The sequence below is a fragment of the Stutzerimonas frequens genome (assembly GCF_024448335.1).
GTDB classification, from domain to species: Bacteria; Pseudomonadota; Gammaproteobacteria; order Pseudomonadales; family Pseudomonadaceae; genus Stutzerimonas; species Stutzerimonas frequens.
On record NZ_JAMOHM010000023.1, the window covers coordinates 1 to 22,630 of the forward strand.

Annotated in this window: 20 protein-coding genes; 16 read left to right on the forward strand and 4 right to left on the reverse strand. The window is 66.4% G+C overall.

The annotated features are described in order from the left end of the window. The 4 genes from NAO55_RS20565 to NAO55_RS20580 all read right to left on the reverse strand — a co-directional run. On the reverse strand, positions 1–167 hold a 167-nt coding region (locus tag NAO55_RS20565; protein ID WP_439794662.1), incomplete at its 3' end, for an OprD family outer membrane porin. A 166-nt stretch (positions 168–333) separates the two neighbouring features. Then, a complete protein-coding gene (locus NAO55_RS20570) occupies positions 334–939 on the reverse strand; it encodes a peroxidase-related enzyme (protein WP_013983783.1) in 606 nt (201 codons plus the stop codon). A gap of 57 nt (positions 940–996) precedes the next feature. Further along, on the reverse strand, positions 997–2,679 hold the full coding sequence (locus NAO55_RS20575; protein ID WP_102839718.1) for an AMP-binding protein: 1,683 nt from the start codon (positions 2,677–2,679) through the stop codon (positions 997–999). Positions 2,680–3,070: 391 nt separating this feature from the next. Beyond that, positions 3,071–4,093 (reverse strand): apurinic/apyrimidinic endonuclease family protein, encoded by a 1,023-nt coding sequence (locus NAO55_RS20580; RefSeq protein ID WP_102839717.1) that lies wholly within the window; start codon positions 4,091–4,093, stop codon positions 3,071–3,073. Positions 4,094–4,412: 319 nt separating this feature from the next. Between NAO55_RS20580 and NAO55_RS20585 the strand changes: the two genes are divergently transcribed. The 16 genes from NAO55_RS20585 to NAO55_RS20660 all read left to right on the forward strand — a co-directional run. Further along, positions 4,413–5,576 carry an isovaleryl-CoA dehydrogenase gene (locus tag NAO55_RS20585; protein ID WP_102839716.1) on the forward strand — a complete coding sequence of 388 codons (1,164 nt, stop codon included), beginning with the start codon at positions 4,413–4,415 and terminating at the stop codon, positions 5,574–5,576. A 111-nt stretch (positions 5,577–5,687) separates the two neighbouring features. Continuing rightward, the gene (locus NAO55_RS20590) at positions 5,688–7,295 is read left to right on the forward strand and encodes a carboxyl transferase domain-containing protein (protein WP_102839715.1); all 1,608 of its coding nucleotides are present in this window, start codon (positions 5,688–5,690) and stop codon (positions 7,293–7,295) included. Between the two features lie 57 nt (positions 7,296–7,352). Continuing rightward, positions 7,353–8,150, forward strand: a complete 798-nt coding sequence (locus tag NAO55_RS20595) for a gamma-carboxygeranoyl-CoA hydratase (protein WP_041771981.1) — start codon at positions 7,353–7,355, stop codon at positions 8,148–8,150. Beyond that, entirely contained in the window at positions 8,150–10,060 is a 1,911-nt protein-coding gene (locus NAO55_RS20600) for an acetyl/propionyl/methylcrotonyl-CoA carboxylase subunit alpha (protein ID WP_102839714.1), read from the forward strand. The genes NAO55_RS20595 and NAO55_RS20600 overlap by 1 nt, the downstream gene beginning before the upstream one ends. A gap of 241 nt (positions 10,061–10,301) precedes the next feature. Next, a complete protein-coding gene (locus NAO55_RS20605; protein ID WP_102839713.1) occupies positions 10,302–11,201 on the forward strand; it encodes a hydroxymethylglutaryl-CoA lyase in 900 nt (299 codons plus the stop codon). Positions 11,202–11,286: 85 nt separating this feature from the next. Beyond that, entirely contained in the window at positions 11,287–11,982 is a 696-nt protein-coding gene (locus tag NAO55_RS20610; protein WP_102839712.1) for a CoA transferase subunit A, read from the forward strand. A 4-nt stretch (positions 11,983–11,986) separates the two neighbouring features. Then, positions 11,987–12,616: a CoA transferase subunit B gene (locus NAO55_RS20615; RefSeq protein WP_042923651.1), complete on the forward strand. Its 630-nt coding sequence runs from the start codon at positions 11,987–11,989 to the stop codon at positions 12,614–12,616. A gap of 257 nt (positions 12,617–12,873) precedes the next feature. Next, positions 12,874–14,055, forward strand: a complete 1,182-nt coding sequence (locus NAO55_RS20620; protein ID WP_102839711.1) for an acetyl-CoA C-acetyltransferase — start codon at positions 12,874–12,876, stop codon at positions 14,053–14,055. Between the two features lie 68 nt (positions 14,056–14,123). Continuing rightward, on the forward strand, positions 14,124–14,522 hold the full coding sequence (locus NAO55_RS20625) for a MerR family transcriptional regulator (protein ID WP_014597531.1): 399 nt from the start codon (positions 14,124–14,126) through the stop codon (positions 14,520–14,522). A gap of 408 nt (positions 14,523–14,930) precedes the next feature. Continuing rightward, positions 14,931–16,016, forward strand: a complete 1,086-nt coding sequence (locus NAO55_RS20630) for a TRAP transporter substrate-binding protein (protein WP_003299010.1) — start codon at positions 14,931–14,933, stop codon at positions 16,014–16,016. A 73-nt stretch (positions 16,017–16,089) separates the two neighbouring features. Then, positions 16,090–16,692, forward strand: a complete 603-nt coding sequence (locus NAO55_RS20635) for a TRAP transporter small permease subunit (RefSeq protein WP_102839710.1) — start codon at positions 16,090–16,092, stop codon at positions 16,690–16,692. A gap of 16 nt (positions 16,693–16,708) precedes the next feature. Next, entirely contained in the window at positions 16,709–18,079 is a 1,371-nt protein-coding gene (locus tag NAO55_RS20640; RefSeq protein ID WP_102839709.1) for a TRAP transporter large permease, read from the forward strand. Between the two features lie 76 nt (positions 18,080–18,155). Further along, positions 18,156–19,655 carry a sigma-54 interaction domain-containing protein gene (locus tag NAO55_RS20645; RefSeq protein WP_102839708.1) on the forward strand — a complete coding sequence of 500 codons (1,500 nt, stop codon included), beginning with the start codon at positions 18,156–18,158 and terminating at the stop codon, positions 19,653–19,655. A 112-nt stretch (positions 19,656–19,767) separates the two neighbouring features. Further along, positions 19,768–20,166 carry a DoxX family protein gene (locus NAO55_RS20650; RefSeq protein WP_011914299.1) on the forward strand — a complete coding sequence of 133 codons (399 nt, stop codon included), beginning with the start codon at positions 19,768–19,770 and terminating at the stop codon, positions 20,164–20,166. 251 nt (positions 20,167–20,417) lie between these two features. Further along, complete coding sequence (locus tag NAO55_RS20655) at positions 20,418–22,133, forward strand: tannase/feruloyl esterase family alpha/beta hydrolase (RefSeq protein ID WP_102839707.1); 1,716 nt, start codon at positions 20,418–20,420, stop codon at positions 22,131–22,133. A 273-nt stretch (positions 22,134–22,406) separates the two neighbouring features. Beyond that, on the forward strand, positions 22,407–22,630 hold a 224-nt coding region (locus NAO55_RS20660), incomplete at its 3' end, for an OprD family outer membrane porin (RefSeq protein WP_256070305.1).

Genomic DNA, 22,630 nt, shown 5'->3' on the forward strand with positions numbered 1-22,630 from the left:
GGTCCTTCGGTGTAGCCGGATTCCATTTTCAGGATGAAGCCCTGGGCCCACTCCTCGGCCTTGGACTGGCCGGTGCCGGAGCGGAAGTCACGGTTCATGTAGAAGTTGCGCAGTTCGACAGCGGCCTTGCTGTCTTCGATGAAGGCGGCCGAGGCCGTGTTGGACATGCCCAGAATGGCTGCTGCCAGGCTGGAAAGCAGGAAGGTCCGGCTTGCTGGTTTCAGTTGCATAGCTTTCTCTCTTGTTGTTGTGATCGTTGATGCAGCTGTTGAGCCCGACTGCGAACTGCTCGGGCTCGGATTACCACCTCATGCGGTAATGCGGTGCTCGCGCTCAGCGCGCGGGGCTCCTGGGCACGCGGCCCAGCAGATAGAACTCGTCGTTGGGCGGGGTGCGCGCCATGGACACCAGGCGGTTGGAAAGGCCGAACAGTCCGGCGATGGCGCCGATGTCCCAGATGTCATCGAGGCTGAATCCCTGAGCCTCCAGGCGCGCCTGCCAGGCGTCGTCCAGCACGCCGCGGCCGGCGGCCAGGTGCAGGGCGAAGTCGAGCATCGTGCGCTGGCGTTCGGAGATCGGCGCGGTGCGGTAATTGACGGCGATCTGGTCCGCCAGCTGCGCGTCCTTGGCGAGGATGCGCAGGATCGCGCCATGGGCAACCACGCAATACAGGCAGCCGTGGTCGGCGCTGACCGCGACCACGATCATCTCCTTCTCGGCCTGGGTCAGGCTGTCCGCTTCGCGCTCCATCAGCGCATCGTGATAGGCGAAGAAGGCGCGAAACTCCGCCGGCCGATGGGCCAGCATGAGAAACACGTTGGGAATGAAACCGGCCTTTTCCTGCACGGCAAGAATCCGCTCGCGCAGGTCGCAGGGCAGTGTGTCGAGGCTGTCGGGCAGCGGAAAACGGCTGATCGACTGAGTAGTAGGCAGCGCCATGGAAAGCTCCATTTCGGATGAGCGAATGGCCGGCCGGGCGAACCCGGCCGGTGCCAGTCAGTGCTGTTCGCTGATGCCCAGCTCGACCACGCTGATCTCGCGCATGCGGAACTTCTGGACCTTGCCGCTGATGGTCATCGGGAACTCGTCGACGAACTTGATGTGCCGCGGCGTCTTGAAGTGGGCAATGCGGCCCTTGCAGAACTCGCGCAGCGCCTCGGCCTCGACCTGATGGCCCGGGTGCAGCTTGACCCAGGCGACGATCTCCTCGCCGAACTTGCTGTCCGGCACGCCGATCACCTGCACGTCGGCCACCGCCGGATGGGTGAAGAGGAATTCCTCGATCTCGCGCGGGTACACGTTCTCGCCGCCGCGGATGATCATGTCCTTGTTGCGGCCGACGATCTTGATGTAGCCCTCGTCGTCCATCACCGCGAGGTCACCGGTGTGCATCCAGCGCGCGCCGTCGATGGCCTCGCGGGTGGCATCCGGGTTGTTCCAGTAGCCGAGCATCACGCTGTAGCCGCGGGTGCAGAGTTCGCCGATCTGCCCGCGCGGCACTACCGCGCCGTGCTCGTCGACGATCTTGCTTTCCAGGTGCGGCTGGGTGCGGCCGACGCTGGTGACGCGGCGTTCCAGGTCGTCGTCGGCACTGGTCTGGGTGGAGACCGGGCTGGTTTCGGTCATGCCGTAGGCGATCTGCATTTCGGCCAGGTGCATGTCGTCGATGACGCGCTTCATCACTTCGATCGGGCAGGTGGAACCGGCCATGATGCCGGTGCGCAGGCTGCTCAGGTCCAGCGACTGGCGCTCCGGATGGTCGAGCATGGCGATGAACATGGTCGGCACGCCGTACATGCCGGTGGCCTTTTCCTCGGCCGCCGCCTGCAACGCGGCCAGGGGCTCGAAGGCGGCGCTCGGGTAGATCATCGTGGTGCCGTGGGTGACGCAGCCGAGGTTGCCCATGACCATGCCGAAGCAGTGGTACAGCGGCACCGGGATCACCAGGCGGTCGTGCTCGGTCAGCCTGAGGCTCTCGCCGACCATGTAGCCGTTGTTGAGGATGTTGTAGTGGCTGAGCGTGGCGCCCTTGGGGAAGCCCGTGGTGCCGGAGGTGTACTGGATGTTGATGGGGTCGTCGAACTGCAGGCGCTCGCCGCACTGGCGCAGCTGCTCGGGGCCGACCTGCTCGGCCATCTCCATCAGCGCCTGCCACTGCAGCATGCCGTCCACCGGCTTATCGCACAGGCTGATCACGCCGCGCAGCTCGGGCAGCATATGGCTCTGCAGGGCCCCGACGGCGGCGCTTTCCAGCTCCGGCAGCAGCTCGTGGAGCATGGCGTGGTAATCGGACGTTTTGAAGGCATCGGCGCAGATCAGCCAGCGGCAGCCGGACTGCTTCAAGGCGTACTCGAGTTCGCTGAGGCGGTAGGCGGGATTGATGTTGACCAGCACCACGCCGATCTTCGCGGTGGCGAACTGGGTGATGCACCACTGGGCATTGTTCGGCGACCAGATGCCCACTCGTTCGCCAGCTTGCAGTCCGAGGGCCAGCAGGCCACGCGCGCAACGGTCCACCGCCTCCGCCAGTTCCGCCCAGGTGTAACGCAGCTGCTGATGGCGCACCACCAGGGCCTCACGCTGGGGGAAGCGCTCCACGGTACGGTCGAACGCCGCGCCGATGGTCATGGGCAACAGGGGTTTGCTCTGCGGTCCGCAGGTATAGCTCGGAAGACTCATGACGATTTCCTCAGTCTTATGTTTGTTATGAGGCGTGCTCGCAAGGGCGCTGGCGCTGCTGACAGTCACCCTAGGTCACGATTACGTTAACGTAAAGGTAACCAAGTGACAACATGCCGCGGAGTAGGCGAAAGTCGAGGGACAGCACATAGCCAAATGGCCAGCATTGCCGACGTGCAACCTGGCTGCAGCCTTAGTGGCGCGCCTCGCTGATGTGCTTTCCTCTCACGGAAACTGCGGTGCGCCTTGGTGGGCTAAAGCCCACCCTACTGGGAGATCGTAGCCAGTCGAACCACTACGGTGCAGCAGGCATCACGGCACCGTTGTAGGGTGGGCTTCAGCCCACCAGAACGAGCCGAGGCTATAACCGCATCGGCCGGCCACGGCACCGTCAGGTACTTTCGTGCTGGTACTCGTGATGGAAGTCAAGCGCAGCGAGGTTCTTGTCCTTGGCTTCGAGCATGATGTCGAAGCGGTCCAGAAACTGAAACGCATAGCGATTCGTCCAGCGGTTCCACATGCGCTTGCTGTGCGCATAGAGGTCGCGCTTGCTGACCTGCTCCAGCAACTCGGGGATTTCCAGCTTCCGCTCCGGCGCGAAGCCCAGCTCCATCAGGCGCTCCGGCGGCTGCGAGTAGTGCATGGTGGGCCGCACGCCGCGCCAGCTTTCCAGAACACGCTCGATGCGCGGGTCGTCCGGCTCGATGTAGCGGCCCTCGTGAATCCAGCAGTGATGGATGTCCAGCACCACCGGCGCGAGGTCCGCGAGGCTCAGGCAGTCGTCCAGGCCATAGGTCTTTTCGTCGTTCTCGAAGGTGATGCACTGGCGCGCCTCGGCCGACAGGCGCGGCCACACGGCACGCACGCCCTCGGCGCCGAGCCGCCCGGCGATATGCAGGTTGCATTTGAAGTCCTGAAAGCGCCGGCCATAACCCATCATGCGGATCATGTCGGCGTGGTACTCGAATTCCGCCAGGCTGTTCTCCACCACTTGCGGCTTGTCCGACCCCAGCACGCAGTACTGGCCGGGATGCATCGACAGGCGGATGTCGTGGGCCCGCGCCAGCTCGCCGATCGCGGCGAAACCCGCCTCGAGGCGGCTCTGCATTTCGGCGCGGCGGTAGAACGGCGCGATCTCGGCATGGCTGTAGAACGGCAGCAGGTCGCTGGACAGCCGCAACATGCGCAGCATCGGCGGCAACGTGGCAACGTATTCGAGCAACACCCGCTGGGCGTTCAGGTTGTGCTCGACGATCTCCTCGAGCTTCGCTTCGGCCGCCTCGCGCCCCGCCGAGGCCATCCAGCGCAGCGTGGTGCTGCGCGGGTTAAAGGTGCGCTCGATGCGCTCCAGTTCCTTCAGCGAGAGGCTCTGTTGCGGATGGCGATACATGCAGGCGAAGCCGATACGGGGCATGGATTCCTCGTCGATGACAGGCCGGCGCTCCGACCATTGCCTGTTTAGTCCCGCCCGCGTCGAGCCGAGTGCCCGACCGCCGACGAAACACCACCCGCGGCTTCCATGTCCGGCGGCACCGCCCTTGCCGTGCACCTATGCTTGCAGAACGCCGCCCGCTGGCATGTTGACAGACCGCTGGCGGACCTTTACGTTAACGTAAAGCAGCGAGCAGCCAGTTCCCGAAGGCGCTCAGGCTGCGACCGGAGCGCCGGCCGGAACCCGCCGGATGCACGAATTCTCTGAACACAGAACAATTACAAGACAAGCAGGTGGCCCCATGAACTACTCCAGCCTCAATTTCGCCCTCGGTGAAACCATCGACATGCTGCGCGAGCAGGTCCAGGCCTTCGTCGCCGCCGAGCTGGCGCCGCGCGCCGAGGCCATCGACCAGGACAACCTGTTCCCGGCCGACATGTGGAAGAAATTCGGCGAGATGGGTCTGCTCGGCGTGACCGTCTCCGAGGAATACGGCGGCGCCGGCCTCGGCTACCTGGCCCACGTGGTGGCGATGGAAGAGATCAGCCGCGGCTCGGCCTCGGTCGCCCTCTCCTACGGCGCCCACTCCAACCTGTGCGTGAACCAGATCAACCGCAACGGCAACCCCGAGCAGAAGGCCCGCTACCTGCCCAAGCTGATCAGCGGCGAACACGTCGGCGCGCTGGCCATGAGCGAGCCGAATGCCGGCTCCGACGTGGTCTCCATGAAGCTGCGCGCCGAAAAGCGCGGCGACCGCTACGTGCTCAACGGCAGCAAGACCTGGATCACCAACGGCCCGGACGCCAACACCTATGTGATCTACGCCAAGACCGACCTGGACAAGGGTCCGCATGGCATCACCGCGTTCATCGTCGAGCGCGACTGGAAAGGTTTCTCCCGCGGCAACAAGTTCGACAAGCTCGGCATGCGTGGCTCCAACACCTGCGAGCTGTTCTTCGATGACGTCGAGGTGCCGGAAGAGAACGTGCTCGGCGTCGAGAACGGCGGCGTCAAGGTGCTGATGAGCGGCCTGGATTACGAGCGCGTGGTACTGGCCGGCGGCCCGACCGGGATCATGCAGGCCTGCCTCGACGTGGTGGTGCCCTACATCCACGACCGCAAGCAGTTCGGCCAGAGCATCGGCGAGTTCCAGTTCATCCAGGGCAAGGTGGCGGACATGTACACCCAGCTCAACGCCAGTCGCGCGTATCTCTACGCCGTCGCCCAGGCCTGCGACCGTGGCGAGACCACCCGCAAGGACGCCGCCGGGGTGATCCTCTATACCGCCGAAAACGCCACGCAGATGGCCCTGCAGGCGATCCAGATCCTCGGTGGCAACGGCTATATCAACGAATTCCCCACCGGCCGCCTGCTGCGTGACGCCAAGCTCTACGAGATCGGCGCTGGCACCAGCGAGATCCGCCGGATGCTGATCGGCCGCGAGCTGTTCAACGAATCCAGGTGAGCTGCGGGCGGAACAACGCCCAACCCTCGTAGGGTGGAAAACCGCGAAGCGTTTTCCACCGCAGTCGGTGGATGGCAGAGCCATCCATGATGGAATTGAACGGAGCCAACCATGGCCATCCTGCACACCCAGATCAATACCCGTTCGCCGGAGTTCGCCGCCAACAGCGCGGCGATGCTCGAACAGGTGAACAACCTGCGAGCCCTGCTCGGTCGCGTCAGCGAAGGCGGCGGCGCCACCGCCCAGCAGCGCCATGTCTCACGCGGCAAGCTCCTGGTGCGCGAGCGCATCGATACCCTGCTCGACGCCGGCTCGGCCTTTCTCGAACTCGCGCCGCTGGCCGCTCATGAGGTCTATGGCGAAGACGTCGCTGCTGCCGGCGTGGTGGCCGGAATCGGCCGCGTCGAAGGCGTCGAGTGCATGATCATCGCCAACGACGCCACCGTGAAAGGCGGCACCTACTACCCGCTGACCGTAAAGAAGCACCTGCGCGCGCAGACCGTCGCCCGCGAGAACCGCCTGCCCTGCATCTACCTGGTGGACTCCGGCGGCGCCAACCTGCCGCGACAGGACGAGGTGTTCCCGGACCGCGAGCACTTCGGCCGCATCTTCTTCAACCAGGCCAACATGAGCGCCATGGGCATCCCGCAGATCGCTGTGGTGATGGGCTCCTGCACTGCCGGCGGCGCCTATGTGCCGGCGATGGCCGACGAAACCATCATGGTGCGCAACCAGGCGACCATCTTTCTCGCCGGCCCGCCGTTGGTGAAGGCTGCCACCGGCGAAGTGGTAACCGCCGAGGAACTGGGCGGCGCCGACGTGCACTGCAAGACCTCGGGCGTCGCCGACCACTACGCCGAGAACGACGAGCACGCCCTTTCCATCGCCCGCCGCTGCGTGGCCAACCTCAACTGGCGCAAGCTCGGCCAGCTGCAGACCCGCGAACCGCGCGCACCGCTGTATGCCGCCGACGAGCTGTACGGCGTGATCCCGGCGCAGGCCAAGCAGCCCTATGATGTCCGCGAGGTGATCGCGCGGCTGGTGGACGGCAGTGAGTTCGATGAATTCAAGGCGCTGTTCGGCACCACCCTGGTCTGCGGCTTCGCCCATCTGCACGGCTACCCGATCGCCATCCTCGCCAACAACGGCATTCTCTTCGCCGAGGCGGCGCAGAAAGGCGCGCACTTCATCGAACTGGCCTGCCAGCGCGGCATTCCGCTGCTGTTCCTGCAGAACATCACCGGCTTCATGGTCGGGCAGAAATACGAGGCCGGCGGCATCGCCAAGCACGGCGCCAAGCTGGTCACCGCGGTGGCCTGCGCCCAGGTACCGAAGTTCACCGTGCTCATCGGCGGCAGCTTCGGTGCCGGCAACTACGGCATGTGCGGGCGCGCCTACGACCCGCGCTTCCTCTGGATGTGGCCTAACGCACGCATCGCGGTGATGGGTGGCGAACAGGCCGCCGGGGTACTGGCGCAGGTCAAGCAGGAGCAAAGCGAACGCGCCGGCAAGAGCCTCGGCGACGACGAGGTAGCCGCCATCAAGCAGCCGATCCTCGAACAGTACGAGCGCCAGGGCCATCCCTATTACTCCAGCGCGAGGCTGTGGGACGACGGCGTGATCGACCCGGCGCAGACCCGCGAAGTGCTGGGGCTGGCGCTGTCCGCCGCGTTGAGCGCGCCGATCGAGCCGACCCGCTTCGGCGTATTCCGCATGTAATCCGTGCCGCCGGCAGCCGAGCGCGCCGGCGCCTGCAGTCGCATCGAGGATGCCGAGATGACCGATTTCCAGACCATCGAACTGAACAAAGACGCGCGCGGCGTGGCCACCCTCTGGCTCAACCGCGCGGACAAGAACAATGCCTTCGACGCCCAGGTGATCGGCGAACTGAACGCAGCGCTGGCCCAGGTGCAGGACGATGCGGGCATCCGCTTCCTCATCCTGCGCGGGCGCGGCAAGCATTTCTCTGCTGGCGCGGATCTGGGCTGGATGCGCGAGTCGGCCAAACTCGACTACCAGGCGAACCTGGCTGACGCCCACGAACTCGGCGAGCTGATGCAGCGCCTTTACCAGCTGCCGCAGCCGACCCTGGCCGTGGTACAGGGCGCGGCCTTTGGCGGCGCGCTGGGGCTGATCGCCTGCTGCGACATGGCCATCGGCGCCCGCGACGCACTGTTCTGCCTGTCGGAAGTCCGCATCGGCCTGGCACCGGCGGTGATCAGCCCGTACGTGGTCAAGGCCATCGGCGAGCGCGCCACCCGCCGCTACGCGCTGACCGCCGAACGCTTCGACGGCACACGTGCCCGCGAACTTGGCCTGCTCGCAGAAACCTACCCGGCCAGCGAGCTGGACGCCGCGCTGGAGCAATGGGTCGACAACCTGCTGCTCAACAGCCCGCAGGCGCTCAAGGCCTGCAAGGACCTGCTGCTGGAAGTGGGCGATGGCGATTTCAGCGCCGACCTGCGCCAGACCACCGAACAGGCCATCGCGCGCCTGCGCACCAGCCCGGAAGGTCAGGAAGGCCTAAGCGCCTTTCTGGAAAAACGCACGCCCGCCTGGCAGGAGAAGAAGTGATGAATCGCCATATCGATACCCTGCTGGTCGCCAACCGCGGCGAGATCGCCTGCCGCGTGATGCGCACCGCCAAGGCCATGGGCCTGACCACCGTTGCGGTGCACAGCGCCATCGATGCCAGCGCGCGCCATGCCCGCGAGGCCGATATCCGCATCGACCTGGGCGGCGCCAAGCCGGCCGAGAGCTACCTGCGCATCGACAAGCTGATCGAGGCGGCCAAGGCCAGCGGCGCCCAGGCGATCCACCCGGGCTACGGCTTCCTCTCGGAGAACGCCGAGTTCGCCCGCGCCATCGAACAGGCCGGGCTGGTCTTCCTCGGCCCACCCGCCTCCGCCATCGACGCCATGGGCAGCAAGTCCGCCGCCAAGGCGCTGATGGAAGAAGCCGGCGTGCCGCTGGTACCGGGCTACCACGGCGAAGCGCAGGACGTGGAAACCTTCCGTGCTGCCGCGGAAAAGATCGGCTACCCGGTGCTGCTCAAGGCCACCGCCGGTGGCGGCGGCAAGGGCATGAAGGTGGTCGAGCGCGAGGCGGACCTGGCCGAGGCGCTGGCGTCCGCGCAGCGCGAGGCGCAGTCGTCGTTCGGCGATTCGCGCATGCTGGTCGAGAAATACGTGCTCAAGCCGCGCCATGTGGAAATCCAGGTCTTCGCCGACCAGCACGGCAACTGCCTGTACCTGAACGAGCGCGACTGCTCGATCCAGCGCCGCCATCAGAAGGTGGTCGAAGAGGCCCCTGCCCCCGGCCTTTCCCCCGAGCTGCGCCGTGCCATGGGCGAAGCCGCGGTGAAGGCGGCCAAGGCCATCGGCTACGTCGGCGCCGGCACCGTGGAATTCCTGCTGGATGCCCGTGGCGAATTCTTCTTCATGGAAATGAACACCCGTCTGCAGGTCGAGCACCCGGTCACGGAGGCCATCACCGGCCTCGACCTGGTCGCATGGCAGATTCGCGTCGCCCGCGGCGAACCGCTGCCGATCAGCCAGGAGCAGGTGCCGCTGATCGGCCATGCCATCGAGGTACGGCTGTACGCCGAGGACCCGGACAACGATTTCCTCCCCGCCACCGGCACCCTCGAGCTCTACCGTGAAGCCGCGGATGGTCCGGGCCGTCGCGTCGACAGCGGCGTCGCCGAGGGCGATACCGTGTCACCGTTCTACGATCCGATGCTCGGCAAGCTGATCGCCTGGGGTGAGAACCGCGAGGAAGCGCGCCTGCGCCTCTTGGCCATGCTCGACGAGACTGCCGTCGGCGGCGTGCGCACCAACCTCGCGTTCCTGCGCCGCGTCGTCGGCCATCGCGCCTTTGCCGAGGCCGAGCTGGATACCGGCTTTATCCCGCGCCACGAAAGCGAACTGCTGCGTCCGGCCGGCGAGCTGTCCGATGCCTTCTGGCAACAGGCTGCCGAGTGCTTCGTACAGAGCGAGCCAACCTCGGTTCGCGACGACGATGCCCATTCGCCGTGGTCCAAACGCGACGGGCTGCGTTTCGGCATGCCGGCGCAGATCAGCCTGCATCTGCAGTGCAATGGCGAGAGCCGCCGGCTGAAGGTCGACCCGACAGCGCCGCAGCAGAGCGCCCGCACGCCCAGGGCGATCCGCCAGGGCGATGCACTGTACCTGCAGTGGAACGGCGAATGGCTGGCCGTGCGCGCCTTCGACCCCATCGCCGAAGCCGAGGCCAGCCACCAGCATCACGGCGGCCTGACCGCACCGATGAACGGCAGCATCGTGCGTGTACTGGTAGAGGCCGGTCAGCATGTCGAAGCCGGTACCGCGCTGATCGTGCTGGAAGCGATGAAGATGGAACACAGCATCCGCAGCGCCCAGGCTGGCGTGGTCAAGAGCCTGTTCTGCAACGAAGGCGAAATGGTCAGCGAAGGCGCGGTGCTGCTGGAGATGGAAGAGGTTTGAAGGATGGACAAGGCTGCGCCGTTGTCCATCCACGCACGAACGCAGGGCCGTAGGGTGGAAAACGCCGCAGGCTTTTCCACCGGTAGGACGCCTCGGCTGACACACGGCGACATCGGTGGGCTGAAGCCCACCCTACGGTGGACGCGTGCAGGTTTCGTAGGGTGGGCTTTAGCCCACCAGCAGCGCCACAATTCAACGACACGGGTGAAGGCTCGCTAAGCGTTCACCCCCTGGAGGACATATGAGCCTGCCCAAACAGGTCCGGCTGGTGGAAGTCGGCCCGCGTGACGGTCTGCAGAACGAGCAGCAGCCGATCAGCGTGGCGGACAAGGTGCGTCTGGTCGACGACCTGAGCGCCGCCGGGCTGTCCTATATCGAAGTCGGCAGCTTCGTCTCGCCCAAGTGGGTGCCGCAGATGGCGGGCTCCGCCGAAGTCTTCGCGCAGATCCAGCGCAAGGCCGGGGTCACTTACGCGGCGCTGACGCCGAACATGAAGGGCCTGGAGGCGGCCATCGAGGCCGGCGTGAAGGAAGTCGCGGTGTTCGGTGCGGCCTCCGAAGCTTTCTCGCAGAAGAACATCAACTGCTCCATCGCCGAGAGCCTGGCACGCTTCGCGCCTTTGATGGAGGCTGCCCGCGAGCACGACATTCGCGTGCGTGGCTACGTTTCCTGCGTGCTCGGCTGCCCTTACGAGGGTGAGGTATCGCCAGCCAAGGTCGCCGAAGTGGCCCGCGAGCTGTATGCCATGGGCTGCTACGAGGTTTCCCTGGGCGACACCATCGGCACCGGCACACCGGGCAAGACCCGTACCCTGTTCGATACCGTGGCCCGCGAAGTACCGCGCGAACGGTTGGCCGGGCATTTCCACGACACCTACGGCCAGGCGCTGGCGAATATCTATGCGAGCCTCTTGGAAGGCATCACCGTATTCGACAGCTCGGTCGCCGGCCTCGGCGGTTGCCCTTACGCCAAAGGCGCCAGCGGCAATGTCGCCAGCGAAGACGTGCTGTACATGTTCAACGGGCTGGACATAGCCACCGGCATCGACCTCGATGCACTGATCGCCGCCGGCCAGCGCATCAGCCAGCTGCTGGGGCGCGCCAACGGTTCGCGGGTCGCCCGCGCCAGGCAGGCCGGTTAGCGGCACCGTTCTTGCTAAACCCTATTCGTCGGGCGGCCGTTCAGGTAGCGCCCGGCACGGACAGAACAACAAGTAGAGGTAATTCATGAACAAGATTTACCCCAGCGCCGCCCACGCCCTGGAAGGCCTGGTCGAGGACGGCATGACCATCGCCGTCGGCGGCTTCGGCCTGTGCGGCATCCCCGAGCAGCTGATCGCCGCCCTGCGCGACAGCGGCAAGAAAGACCTGACTGCCATCAGCAACAACGCCGGCGTCGACGGCTTCGGTCTCGGCCTGCTGCTGGAGACGCGGCAGATCAGCAAGATGATTTCCTCCTACGTGGGTGAGAACAAGGAGTTCGAGCGCCAGTACCTGGCCGGCGAGCTGGCCCTGGAGTTCACCCCGCAAGGCACCCTGGCCGAGAAGCTGCGTGCCGGCGGCGCGGGTATCCCGGCGTTCTACACCAGGACCGGCTACGGCACCCTGGTGGCCGAGGGCAAGGAAACCCGCCAGTTCAACGGCGAGTGGTACGTGATGGAAGAATCGCTGACCGCGGACGTGGCCCTGGTCAAGGCATGGAAGGCTGACAAGGCCGGCAACCTGCTGTTTCGCAAGACCGCGCGCAACTTCAACCCGCTGGCAGCGATGGCCGGCGAGGTCTGCGTCGTCGAGGTGGAGGAGATCGTCGAGACCGGCGAGCTGGACCCGGACCAGATCCACCTGCCGGGCATCTATGTGCATCGCATCGTGCACAACCCGAACCCGGAAAAACGCATCGAAAAACGCACGGTGAGGAGCTGAGACCATGGCCTGGACACGTGAACAGATGGCGCAACGCGCCGCGCAGGAGCTGCAGGACGGCTTCTACGTCAACCTCGGTATCGGCCTGCCGACCCTGGTGGCCAACTACATCCCCGAAGGCATGGACGTCTGGCTGCAGAGCGAGAACGGCCTGCTCGGCATCGGCCCCTTCCCGACCGAGGAAGAGATCGACCCGGACCTGATCAACGCCGGCAAGCAGACCGTCACCGCCCTGCCCGGCTCGAGCTTCTTCGACAACGCGCAGAGCTTCGCCATGATCCGCGGCGGCCACATCAACCTGGCCATCCTCGGCGCCATGCAGGTGTCGGAAAAGGGCGACCTGGCCAACTGGATGATCCCCGGCAAGATGGTCAAGGGCATGGGCGGCGCGATGGACCTGGTAGCCGGCGTCAAGCGCGTCGTGGTGCTGATGGAGCACACCGCCAAGGGCGGCGCGCACAAGATCCTGCCGGCTTGCGACCTGCCACTGACCGGCCTCGGCGTGGTCGACCGGATCATCACCGACCTCGGCGTACTGGACGTCACCGAGCAGGGCCTGAAGCTGGTGGAACTGGCCGAAGGCGTCAGCTTCGAGGAGCTGCAAGAGGCCACCGGCAGCCCGATCCAGCGCTGAAGCCCGAGTGCGGGAATGACGCCGGAGCACCCCTTGCCCGCTGCGTCTTCCCGCCTGCCCCGAACGCCCCGAGCCGGCGGCGCGCCAGCACTGGCCAGTCACCCAGGCGCCCGTATACTGCGGCATCGACCGGTCTGCCAGCGCGCTGACCAACGGCTTGCCCCCTGTCGTTCGAGGGCACCCTTTCCCGGAGCCAGGCCGCGTGCCTGGTCCTCGCGTTACGCCCCGGCGTGGCGCCTTTTTATTCGGAGTCCGTCATGCAAGACGTCGTCATCGTAGCTGCAACCCGCACCGCCATCGGCAGTTTCCAGGGCTCGCTGGCCAATGTGCCGGCAGTCGAACTGGGCGCCACCGTGATCCGCGCCCTGCTGGAAAAGACCGGCATCGACCCGGCCCAGGTCGATGAAGTCATCCTCGGCCACGTGCTCACCGCCGGCGCCGGGCAGAACACCGCGCGCCAGGCCTCGATCAAGGCCGGCCTGCCCCACGCCGTACCGTCCATGACGCTGAATAAGGTCTGCGGCTCGGGCCTCAAGGCCGTGCATCTGGCCGTGCAGGCGATCCGCTGTGGCGATGCCGACGTGGTCATCGCCGGCGGCATGGAGAACATGAGCCTGGCGCCCTACGTCATGCCCGGCGCGCGCACCGGCCTGCGCATGGGCCACGCGCAGATCGTCGACACCATGATCACCGATGGCCTGTGGGATGCCTTCAACGACTACCACATGGGCATTACCGCGGAGAACCTGGCCGACAAGTACGGCATCGACCGCGCCCAGCAGGACGCCTTCGCCGCGCAGTCGCAGCAGCGTGCCGCGGCGGCCATCGAAAGCGGCCGCTTCGATGCCGAGATCACCCCGGTCATGATTCCGCAGCGCAAGGGCGACCCGCTCGCCTTCACCCGCGACGAACAGCCCCGCGCCGGCACCACCGCAGAATCCCTCGGCGGCCTGCGTGCGGCCTTCAAGAAGGACGGCTGCGTCACCGCCGGCAACGCCTCGACCCTCAACGACGGCGCCGCCGCAGTGGTGCTGATGAGCGCCAGCAAGGCCGAGGCCCTCGGCCTGCCGGTGCTGGCCAAGATCGCCGGCTACGCCAACGCCGGCGTCGACCCGGCGATCATGGGTATCGGTCCGGTCACCGCAACCCGCCGCTGCCTGGAAAAGGCCGGCTGGACGCTGGCCGAGCTGGACCTGATCGAAGCCAACGAAGCCTTCGCCGTGCAGGCGCTGTCGGTGGGTAAGGAATTGGGCTGGGATGCCGATAAGGTCAACGTGAACGGCGGCGCCATCGCCCTCGGCCACCCGATCGGCGCCTCGGGCTGCCGTATCCTGGTGACCCTGCTGCACGAGATGCAGCGCCGCGACGTTCGCAAGGGCCTGGCGACACTGTGCATCGGTGGTGGCCAGGGAGTAGCCTTGGCAGTCGAACGCCCCTAAGCACACGGCGCGGGGCAGACATACGCGCCCGGATCACCGGGCGCGACAGAGGATGATCGGAAGGAATCATGGCTAAACAGACCTACAGCATTTCCGACCTGGCCAACGAGCTGGACATCACCACCCGCGCCATCCGCTTCTATGAAGAGCAGGGCATGCTCACCCCGACCCGTCGCGGTCAGGAACGCATCTACTCACCCAAGGATCGCGTCGCGCTGAAGCTCATCCTGCGCGGCAAGCGCATCGGCTTCTCGCTGGCCGAATGCAAGACCCTGATTGAGCTCTACGACCCCAAGGCCGGCAACCAGAAGCAGCTGAACATCATGCTGCAGATGATCGCCGAGCGGCGCCAGCAGCTGGAGCAGCAGCTGCTCGACATCCAGCAGATGCAGCTGGAGCTGGACACCGCCGAAGAGCGCTGCCGCAGCGCCCTGGAAAGCACATTGGCCAAGCAAGCGGCCAGCTGATCGCACGCCCTCCGCTTTACTCCTCTCATCCGGCGTCGCGCCCCGCGCAACGCCGGATTTTGTTTGTCCAGCAGTCAGCCATTGCGGATGTCCATGGAACTGGACATGTTCCAGAATTCCGGACCCGCCGCATGTTCACCTGAGCAGTGTCTGCCGCAGCGGACACCGCTATCGCCCTGCGGGTATCCGAATGTCGCTACAGACCGCGCCTTTCCTCGATCGCGAGTGATAGGCACAGAACCTGCAATCCACCCCGCGACGCCAGAACAAACCAAAGAACAAGACTGGCGCCGGATCGGCAGCATCGGCTCGGCCTCTGTTCTTGTTCTGGCCTGTTAACGCCCTCGACCCACGGGCGGTTACGCGTCCGCCCTCGGGCACCAGAACAACAACAAGAAGGAAACCTGCATGTCGACCAAGAACAAACTCTCCCGTATCGCCTGCGCCATCGGTGCCACCACCCTGCTCGGCGCCAGCCTGCTCAGTGGCGTCGCCAGCGCCGCGGAAAAGATCCGCTGGCAGGTGCCGCTGGCCTTCCCCTCGCACCTGATCGGCCTCTCCACTCCGGTCAAGCACCTCTCCGAATCGCTCAAGGCGGTGTCCGGCGGCGATATCCAGCTGCGCTACTACGAGCCGGGCGAGCTGGTGCCGCCGTTCGAGATCATGGATGCGGTGAGCAGCGGCAAGTACCCGGCCGGCTACACCTGGATCGGCTACGACCAGGGCACCATCCCGGCCCTGCCGCTGTACTCCGGCGCGCCGTTCAACATGGAGCCGCCGGCGCACCTGGCCTGGTACTACCAGGGCGATGGCAAGAAGCTGCTGGAGGAGATCTACGCCGAGCGCAATATCCACCCGATGCTGTGCAGCATCATCGGCCCGGAAGGCGCCGGCTGGTTCGCCAAGCCCATCGAGAAGCTGGACGACTTCGACGGCCTGCGCATCCGCTTCGCCGGTATCGGCGGCAAGGTGCTGGAAAAGCTCGGCGCCTCGGTGACCATGGTGCCGGGCGGCGAGATCTACCAGGCGCTGGAGCGCAAGACCATCGACGCCACCGAGTTCTCGCAGCCGGCGGTGGACAAGATGCTGGGCCTGGACCAGATCATCAAGAACTACATCATGCCCGGCTGGCATCAGACGCTGACCACCTCGCACCTGCTGGTGAACAAGGACGTCTGGGACAAGCTCGCGCCGGAAAGCCGCGCACTCATCGAGATGGGTTGCGAATCGGCCACCCTCAAGGGCTTTGCCGAAAGCGAGTGGGCCCAGCCGACCGCGCTGCGTGACTATCAGAAGCAGGGCGTGAAGGCCCAGGTGCTGCCTGAGCCGGTACTGCGCGAGCTGCAAAAGGTCACCGACGAGGTGCTCGACGAGATGGCCGCCAAGGACGAGATGTTCAAGCGCGTGCTGACCAGCCAGCGTGAGTTCATGCAGCACCACTCGATCTGGCACGGCATGGGCTACCTGCCGCGCGACTTCTACAAGTACGACTGACAGCTGCGCCTAAGGCAGCGGGCACGGCGACGTGCCCGCGTTCATCACCTGTGTCGAGATTTCGAGGTCCGCCGTGTCCTTCAAGCCCGTCTCTCCCGATGCGCCAGCGCCCGACGCGCTGCCGTACAACCGCATCTCGCGGCCGCTGGATCGCCTGCTGGTCGCCATCGGCCAGTCCAGCGCCTGGCTCTGGCTGGCGGTTCTGCTGGTCGTGCTGACCAATGTGTTCAGCCGTTTCGTCCTCTCCCGCGGCTCCATCGCGCTGGAGGAACTGTCCTGGCACCTGTTCGGCGCCGCGCTGATGCTTGCCCTCGCCTATGCCGTGGTGCGCGACGACCATGTGCGCGTCGACGTGCTGAGCGAACGCTTCAGTCTGCACGGTCGCGCCTGGATCGAGCTGGTCGCCATCGTGCTGCTGGCCCTGCCGGTGATCGCGCTGATGATCGATGCGCTGATTCCCTACGCCTACAAGGCCTACCTCTACAACGAGCGCTCCCAGGCGCCCAGCGGGCTGCCCCATCGCTTCATCTTCAAGAGTGTGCTGCCCATCGGCCTCGCCCTGGTAGCGCTGGCCCTGCTGTCCCGCGCGCTGCGCTGCAGCACCCTGCTGTTCAATTTCCCGCGGGCCCTGACGGCCCCCTCGGACGAGCGCGACCGCACTCGTTCGCAGCCCTGATGGAGTAGTCGCAATCATGGGTCTGGAAGAAATCCTCGTCATCGCCATGTTCGCCAGCTTCATGGGCCTGCTGCTGCTCGGCTTCCCGGTCGCCTGGTCGCTGGCCGGCATCGGCCTGCTGTTCGCCGTGGTCGGCTATGTGCTGGTCGAACACTTCGACGCCAATCTCTGGTTTACCTGGGACGGCACCATCGGCGTGCTCGACGCGCGCATCTACGGCATCGTCGCCAACGAGCTGATGGTCGCCCTGCCGCTGTTCATCTTCATGGGCATCATGCTCGACCGCTCCGGCATCGCAGAACGCCTGATGCACAGCCTGGTGCGTGTGCTCGGCCCGCTGCGCGGCGGCTATGCGGTGACGGTGGTGGTGGTCGGCATCCTGCTCGCCGCCTCCACCGGCATCGTCGGCGCCTCGGTAGCGCTGCTCGGCATGCTTTCCATCGGGCCGATGCTGCAGGCCAATTACAACAAGAGCCTGGCGGTGGGCACCGCCTGCTCGGTGGGCACGCTGGGCATCCTCATCCCGCCGAGCATCATGCTGGTACTGATGGCCGACCGCCTCGGCACTTCGGAAGCCTCGGTGGGCAAGCTGTTCATGGGCGCGCTGATTCCGGGAATGATGCTGGCGCTGATGTACGTGCTGTACATCGTCATCACCGCCTGGCTGAAAAAAGATTTCGCCCCGGCCCCGGTCAACCGGCAGAAGCTCGACGCCCGTGCCCTGCTCGACGTGTTCTGGGCCGTGGTGCCGCCGCTGGCGCTGATCTTCGCCGTGCTCGGCTCGATCTTCTTCGGCATCGCCACCACCACCGAGGCTTCGGCGGTCGGCGCCTTCGGTGCCTTGCTGATGGCCGCGGCCAGCCGCCGATTGAGTCTGCCGGTGCTCAAGGATGCGCTGTACCAGACCAGCCGCACCGCCGCATTCATCTTCGGCATCTTCATCTGCGCCACGGTATTCGCCGCCGTCCTGCGCGGCCTGGGTGGCGACGACGTGATCCGCGCGGCGCTGACCGGGCTGCCGTTCGGCCAGACCGGCGTGCTGCTCACAGTCTTGGCAATCACCTTCCTGCTGGGGTTCTTCCTCGACTGGGTGGAGATCACCCTGATCATCCTGCCGCTGGTGGCACCGGTGCTGTTCTCCATGGGCGTCGATCCGCTGTGGTTCGCGATCCTCTTCGCGCTCTGCCTGCAGACCTCGTTCCTCACCCCGCCGGTGGGCTTCGCGCTGTTCTACATCAAGGGCGTCTGCCCACCGGGCATCACTACCCGCGATGTCTACCTCGGCGTGCTGCCGTACATCATCATCCAGCTGATCGGCCTGGCGCTGGTGTTCTATTTCGCCCCGCTGGCCACCTGGCTGCCCAACGAAGTGTATGCCCAGCCCTGAGCGTCCTCCGGTTGCCTTGCCCGAGGCAGCCGGCGCCAACCATAATCGGTCGCCCCAGCACGGACCCAGATTGCCCATGAGCATTGCCCGCGACGCACTCGACAACCACGGCCTGATCGTCGGCGTTTCGCCGGAACGCTTCCGGGCTGTGGCCATGCCCCTGCTGTTCGACCATCTCAACGCGCAGTGCGAGGGCACCATCGCGGTCAACCGTCAGGCGCGCATCGTCTGGATCAACGACAAGTACGCCGAGAAGGTCGGCATTCGCGATCCGTCCAGCGTGCTCGGCAAGGAAATCGAGGAAGTGCTGCCGGCCAGCCGCCTGCGCGAGGTGGTGGAAAGCGGCCTGCCGAGCATCATCGACCTGATGGCCTTCGGCGACGAACACTTCGTCGTCACTCGCATTCCGCTGCGCGATGAGGGCGGCACCCTGGTCGGCGCGCTGGGCTTCGTACTGTTCGACCGCGCCCGCCACCTCAAACCGCTGATGTCCAAGTACACCAGCCTGCAGACCCAGCTGGTCGCTACCCAGAACGAACTGGCCAAGGCCCGCCGGGCGCGCTACACCATCGCCGGCTTCATCGGTAACAGCCCGGCCGCCAGTGAGATCAAGCGCCAGGCCCGGCGTGCGGCGCAGCTCGATGCCACGGTGCTGCTGCGTGGCGAGACCGGCACCGGCAAGGAGCTGCTGGCCCAGGGCATCCATAACCTCTCGCCGCGGGCGCGCGGGCCCTTCGTCGCGGTCAATGTCGCGGCGATTCCGGAAAGCCTGGTGGAGGCCGAGCTGTTCGGCACCGCCCCCGGCGCCTTTACCGGTGCCGACCGCAAGGCGCGCATCGGCAAGTTCGAGGTGGCCAACGGCGGCACGCTGTTCCTCGACGAGATCGGCGACCTGCCGCTGCCGCTGCAGGCCAAGCTGCTGCGCGTGCTGCAGGAGCAGGAGGTCGAGCCGCTGGGCTCCAACCAGGTCAAGGCGCTCAACGTGCGGGTGATCGCCGCGACCCATATCGACCTGGAAGCCAAGGTCGCCGCCGGCCAGTTCCGCGACGACCTCTACTACCGCCTCAACGTCCTGGCCCTGCGCGTGCCGCCGTTGCGCGAGCGCGCCAGCGACATCCCCGCCGTGGTCGAGCACCTGCTCGACGATATCGCCAACCGCTCCGGGCAGCCGCCGATGGAGCTGAGCCCCGAGGCGCTGGCGCTGCTCTGCGCGCAACCCTGGCGCGGCAACGTGCGCGAGCTGGGCAACCTGCTGGAGCGCGCGCAGCTGTCCGCCGACGGCCCGCAGCTGCAGGCTGCGCACCTGCTACCGCTGCTCGGCGAGCAGGCGCGCTCGGCCGACGCGCCGGCCTATGCGTCAAGCGCGCCAAGCGCTGCCCTGCCGACCGAGGCTGCGCCGAGCGAAGAATTGCCGCTGCAACCGCTGGCGCAGACCATCGCCCAGGCCGAGCGGCGCGCCCTGCAGAGCGCACTGGTCGCCTGCAAGGGCAACCGTCGGCGCGCCGCCATGGAGCTCGGCATCTCCCGCGCCAGTCTCTACAGCAAGCTGCAGCAGCATGGCCTGAGCCAGCGCTGAGCGGTCTAGCGCGCGGCTTAGCCATAGTTGACGACGCGGCAATGTCACAGCGGCTGATCTACATTGGAGTCAGGGCCGCCGACTCCCGGCGCCGCAACTGGGATGCGCGAAGATGACAGACGATGCAGGCAAACTCGTTCTCAGGCTCTCGGTCGGCGTACTGATGCTGCTGCATGGCATCCACAAGCTGCTGCATGGCGTGGACGGTATCGGCGGCATGCTGGCCGGCATGGGGCTGCCGGCCTTTCTCGCCTATGGCGTGTTCCTGGGCGAAGTGGTCGGCCCGCTGCTGGTGATCGTCGGCCTGTATACCCGCCTCGGCGCCCTGCTGATGCTGGGCAACATGGTCGTCGCCCTCGCCCTGGCGCACCGGGCCGAGCTGTTCGACATCGGGCCGATGGGCGGCTGGGCCATCGAACTGCAGGGCCTGTTCCTGTTCGGCTCGCTGGCCATCCTGCTGCTCGGCGCCGGGCGCTACAGCGTCGGGGGGCTGAACGGCCGCTACAACTAGCCACCTGAGTGTCCGGCGCGGCGGACAGTCGTCCAGCGCGCCGGACATCCTGCCTCGCCCGCCTGAGCCCCAGGCACCCCGCGCAACCTTCCCCGTTATCGACCCGATCCCTGCGCCAGAGCCTTCGCCGCAAGCGCGGCGACCGGCCATCGCCTGCTCTCCCTTCCTTCCGTCCGCTGGCATGTCATTGGCTTGAGCGCTTATGCGCCCACCCGGCGCACGGCCCGAAAACAAGAAGAAGGAAAGCCTCAATGATGCATCCATCCTGCAACTCGCTTGCGCGCTGTTCCCTGCCTCTGGCCTCCCTCGCCCTGGCGCTGCTGGCCAGTCAGTCCGCCCAGGCGGCGACCTGCACCGAACTGCTCGGCCGCGAGATCCCGGCCCAGGCCATCGGCCTGCCTACCAGCGGCGCCCGCGTCACGGCGGCGACCCCGGTGGCCGCCGGCGGCAGCGCCCCGCAGACGTTCGGCGCCTATTGCGATGTCAGCGCCGAGATTCGCCCGGTCGATCCCGCCGCACCGGCAATCCGCATGCGCCTGGTGCTGCCGGAACAATGGAACCGCAAGGCGATGATGTTCGGCGGCGGCGGTTACAACGGCACGGTGCCGAACGTCGCCGGCAACGTCCCCGCCGGCCCGCTGGATCAACCCACGCCGCTCGGCCGTGGCTACGCGGTGTTCGGCAGCGACTCCGGGCACGTCGCCGACCCGGCGAGCCCCGGCTCCTTTGCCTGGAACGACGAAGCCCTGGCCAACTACGCCCACGATGCGCTGAAGAAAACCCGCGATACCGCCGTCTACCTGATCGAACAACGCTACGGCGCCACGCCCGAGCGCAGCTATTTCGCCGGTGGCTCCACCGGTGGCCGCGAGGCGCTGGCCGTGGTGCAGCAATGGCCGACCGACTTCCACGGCGCCATCGTCCTTTACCCCGCCTACAACGCCCTGGCGCTGGACCTGCAGTTCGGCCGCATCACCCGCGCCCTCGCCCAGCCCGGCGCCTTTCCCAGCCTGGAAAAACGCGCCGCACTGCTGGAAGCCTCGATGCAGGCCTGTGACGAGCTGGACGGCGTGCGCGACGGCGTGATCAGCCATCAGGCCGCGTGCAATGCCAAGTTCGACCCGGCCCGCGCCAAGCTCAACGGCAAACCGCTGCTTTGCCCGGGCGGTGCCGACACCTCGCAGCGTTGCCTGTCGGATGCGCAGATCCAGGCGCTGCGGGTGTTCAACAGCCCGATCCGCTTCAACTTCCCGCTGGCCAGCGGCGAGACGCACTACCCTGGCTTCAACACCTGGGGCACCGACCTCGGCCGGCCGGGTGAAGGCGTGCAGCTGGTGGTCAACCGCCTCGGCCTCAACACCCTGCAGCCGAGCTACCCGATGCCCGTGCACGGCACCGGTTTCGCCGAGGGCGCGCCCTACCATTCCGGCTTCTGGGACGAATGGGTGCGCTTCTTCGTGACGCGCAATCCCACCTTCAACTCGCTGACCCTCGACCCGCAGAACCCCGGCCCGTGGCAGGCGCGCATCAGCGAGCTGTCGCTGCGCCAGGACGTCAACCGGACCGACCTGTCCGCATTCGCCCGCAACGGCGGCAAGATCCTCATGGCCCACGGTACCTCCGACCAACTGGTGAGCACCCGCGCCACCGCCGAGTACTACGAGCGTGTGCGCCGCGACATGGGCCCGGGCAAGACGCAGCGCTTCCTGCGCTACTACGAGATCCCCGGCTACGGCCACGCCGCCAGCACCGTGTTCAACGCCGCCTGGGATTCGCTGAGCGCACTGGAAGACTGGGTCGAACAGGGCCGTGCGCCGCGCCGGCAGGTCGTTGCCGACAGCGTCGGCGTGCCCGGCCGCACCCGCCCGCTGTGCGAATACCCCGGCTGGCCGAAGTACGTCGGCAAGGGCGACGTCAATGCCGCCACGAGCTTCGTCTGCGTGCAGAGCCGCAAGGGCACCCGCTAGCATCTGAACCGGCGCCGGCTCCCCGGCCGGCGCCCTCCTCCAACCGTCCGCCGCGCTGGACACCGCCTCGCCAAAGCTGGCCGCGCGCCATACATGTCCAGCCAGCCGGACGCTTCCCGTGCCGCTCCCGAGCCAAGGCAATGCGACGCGCAAGCGCTCTGGCACGCGCCATCCAGCCGAACAGCCCGGCTACTTCCGCCACTGGCACGCCTTTCGCTCTATGCCCTGTAGCCGCCCGAGAGCGGCCCAAAAACAACAACAAGAGGAAATACCATGCGACTGCACCACAGATCCCTCTGCCACATCCTCTGCGGCGGCGCCGTAGTGATCGCCACCCACCCCGCCAGCGCCGCTTTCATCGAAGACAGCAAGGCCGCTGTCGAACTGCGCAACTTCTACATGAACCGTGACTTCCGTTCAGGGGACGGCCAGTCCAAGGCCGAGGAGTGGGCCCAGGGCTTCATGCTGAAAATGGAATCCGGCTACACCGAAGGCCC

What these genes read in the sequence shown, in the direction of transcription:
- NAO55_RS20575 (WP_102839718.1), bottom strand. Translation starts at nt 2,679, where the DNA reads ATGAGTCTTCCGAGCTATACCTGCGGACCGCAGAGCAAACCCCTGTTG.
- NAO55_RS20650 (WP_011914299.1), top strand. Translation starts at nt 19,768, where the DNA reads ATGACAGACGATGCAGGCAAACTCGTTCTCAGGCTCTCGGTCGGCGTA.
- NAO55_RS20620 (WP_102839711.1), top strand. Translation starts at nt 12,874, where the DNA reads ATGCAAGACGTCGTCATCGTAGCTGCAACCCGCACCGCCATCGGCAGT.
- NAO55_RS20590 (WP_102839715.1), top strand. Translation starts at nt 5,688, where the DNA reads ATGGCCATCCTGCACACCCAGATCAATACCCGTTCGCCGGAGTTCGCC.
- NAO55_RS20655 (WP_102839707.1), top strand. Translation starts at nt 20,418, where the DNA reads ATGATGCATCCATCCTGCAACTCGCTTGCGCGCTGTTCCCTGCCTCTG.
- NAO55_RS20570 (WP_013983783.1), bottom strand. Translation starts at nt 939, where the DNA reads ATGGCGCTGCCTACTACTCAGTCGATCAGCCGTTTTCCGCTGCCCGAC.
- NAO55_RS20645 (WP_102839708.1), top strand. Translation starts at nt 18,156, where the DNA reads ATGAGCATTGCCCGCGACGCACTCGACAACCACGGCCTGATCGTCGGC.
- NAO55_RS20585 (WP_102839716.1), top strand. Translation starts at nt 4,413, where the DNA reads ATGAACTACTCCAGCCTCAATTTCGCCCTCGGTGAAACCATCGACATG.
- NAO55_RS20625 (WP_014597531.1), top strand. Translation starts at nt 14,124, where the DNA reads ATGGCTAAACAGACCTACAGCATTTCCGACCTGGCCAACGAGCTGGAC.
- NAO55_RS20605 (WP_102839713.1), top strand. Translation starts at nt 10,302, where the DNA reads ATGAGCCTGCCCAAACAGGTCCGGCTGGTGGAAGTCGGCCCGCGTGAC.
- NAO55_RS20580 (WP_102839717.1), bottom strand. Translation starts at nt 4,093, where the DNA reads ATGCCCCGTATCGGCTTCGCCTGCATGTATCGCCATCCGCAACAGAGC.
- NAO55_RS20600 (WP_102839714.1), top strand. Translation starts at nt 8,150, where the DNA reads ATGAATCGCCATATCGATACCCTGCTGGTCGCCAACCGCGGCGAGATC.
- NAO55_RS20615 (WP_042923651.1), top strand. Translation starts at nt 11,987, where the DNA reads ATGGCCTGGACACGTGAACAGATGGCGCAACGCGCCGCGCAGGAGCTG.
- NAO55_RS20595 (WP_041771981.1), top strand. Translation starts at nt 7,353, where the DNA reads ATGACCGATTTCCAGACCATCGAACTGAACAAAGACGCGCGCGGCGTG.
- NAO55_RS20610 (WP_102839712.1), top strand. Translation starts at nt 11,287, where the DNA reads ATGAACAAGATTTACCCCAGCGCCGCCCACGCCCTGGAAGGCCTGGTC.
- NAO55_RS20640 (WP_102839709.1), top strand. Translation starts at nt 16,709, where the DNA reads ATGGGTCTGGAAGAAATCCTCGTCATCGCCATGTTCGCCAGCTTCATG.
- NAO55_RS20630 (WP_003299010.1), top strand. Translation starts at nt 14,931, where the DNA reads ATGTCGACCAAGAACAAACTCTCCCGTATCGCCTGCGCCATCGGTGCC.